At 77.1% G+C, this 1689-nt stretch carries 1 protein-coding gene; it reads right to left on the bottom strand.

From position 1 onward, the window contains the following. Positions 1–101: 101 nt before the first annotated feature. Positions 102–1689, bottom strand: a 1588-nt coding sequence (locus FOE67_RS24980; protein ID WP_182667085.1) for an NsdA family TPR-like regulatory protein, incomplete at its 5' end; no start/stop codon positions are given.

The raw sequence follows: 1689 nt of genomic DNA, 5'->3' as shown, positions 1-1689 counted from the left end.
CCCCGGGGACCGGGTGCCGGGCGGGCGGGGTGCCGGGCGGACCGGCGGGTGCCCCGGAGGAGGAGACGGGGCACCCGCCGGTTCTTCCGGCACGGGCCGGCTCATCCCGTGGCGGAGATCCGCTCGCGGTAGCTCCGGGCTGCGGTGGTGTCGCGGTGCGGTTCCAGCCTCCGCTCGAAGTCCCGCAGGTACTCGTGGGCGCGCACCGAACGCATCTCCACCGCCTGCTGGGCCGCCTCGGCGGCCAGCACACAGGCCTGCTCCACCTCCCCGAGACCCAGGCGGGCGGTGGCCAGCACCACCCGGGTGAAGAGTCGGCTGCGGGCGTAGGCGGGGGCCCGCAGTTGCAGGGCCCGGTCGGCGTACCGCGCCGCCGAGCGGTACTGCTGGAGGTCCCGGTGGCAGTGGGCGAACTCGTCCGCGAGCTGTGCCTCGTCGAAGAAGCGGATCCACGGCGGCACCTCCTCGCCGTGACGCTCCCCGGGACGCTCGCCCGGCCGGGCGGCCTCCATCGCCCGCTCGGCCCGGGCGAGGGCCGCGGTGCAGGACCGGGTGTCGGTCAACAGGGCGTGCCCCCGGGCCTCGGCGGCGTGCAGGAGGGCGTGCACCTGCTGCGGGGCGGTGCCGGAGAGCCCCTGCTGGGCCACCCGGGCGAGTTGCACCGCCTCCCGGCCGTGCCCCAGATGGGCCGCCTGGCGGCTCATCGCGGCGAGCACGAAGGCACCGTGCACCCGGTCACCCGCCGCCTGCGAGAGGCGCAGCGCCTGGACGAAGTACCGCTGGGCCAGACCGTGCGCCCCGATGTCGTAGGCCGTCCATCCCGCCAGTCTGGTGAGGTCGGCGGCGGCACCGAAGAGCCGTCGTCCCATCTGCTCCCCGTAGGTGCCGCGGAGCAGCGGCTCCAGCTCGTGCTCCAGGTAGCGGATCAGCGCCTGCCGCGCGTGGCCGCCCCCGTAGGCGTGGTCCAGGGTGCGGAACAGCTCGGCCACCGAGCGCAGGGCCGCGAGGTCGCCCGCGGTGACCCGCCGGCCCGGGCCCCGCTCGACCGGGTCGCGCCCGGCCGCCACGGCCCCGCCCCGGGCACCGATCGCCAGGGGCGCCGGCATGCCGGGGGCGGCGGGGCCGGGGATGCCGGCCGTCCCGCCGGGGGCCGCGTGGGGGCGCCCGCCGGCGCCCCTCCCCTGCTCGGGCACCCGGGCGGCTCGATCGGCACGGTCCCCGAGGGCACCGGCCGGACCGCCGGGTGCGGGAACCCCGCGGGAGACCCGTTCGTCGGGTCGGCCGATCAACCAGTCGCGGCTGGGCACCACCAACCCCGCCGGGGTGAAGGCGATGCGTCTGAGCTCCGCGTACCCGCCGGTGTCCTTGCGCCACAGGCCGGAGACGATCTCCACCGCCTCGTGCGGCCCCGCGGCGAACTCCAGGCCGGCGTAGACCGGCGCACAGGCCTCCAGGCCCAGGTCACGGGCGGATAGCCGACGGCCCAGCCGGCGGGTGAACACCTCGGCGATCAGTGCCGGGGTGGTCCCCCGGGGCCGCTGGCCGCGCAACCAGCGGGTGACGGAGGTCTTGTCGTAGCGGAGGTCCAGCCCGTGCTCCAGGCCCAACTGATCGACCCGTCTTGCCAGCCCGGCATGGGAGAAGCCCGCTTCCGCGATGAGCGCGGCGAGCTGGCGGTTGGGGGGGCGG

It is taken from the genome of Streptomyces calidiresistens, assembly GCF_014141525.1.
In the GTDB taxonomy this organism is placed as follows: domain Bacteria; phylum Actinomycetota; class Actinomycetes; order Streptomycetales; family Streptomycetaceae; genus Streptomyces; species Streptomyces calidiresistens.
The sequence above is the reverse complement of the archived record's forward strand: the minus strand, read 5'-3'. Positions and strand labels throughout refer to the sequence as shown.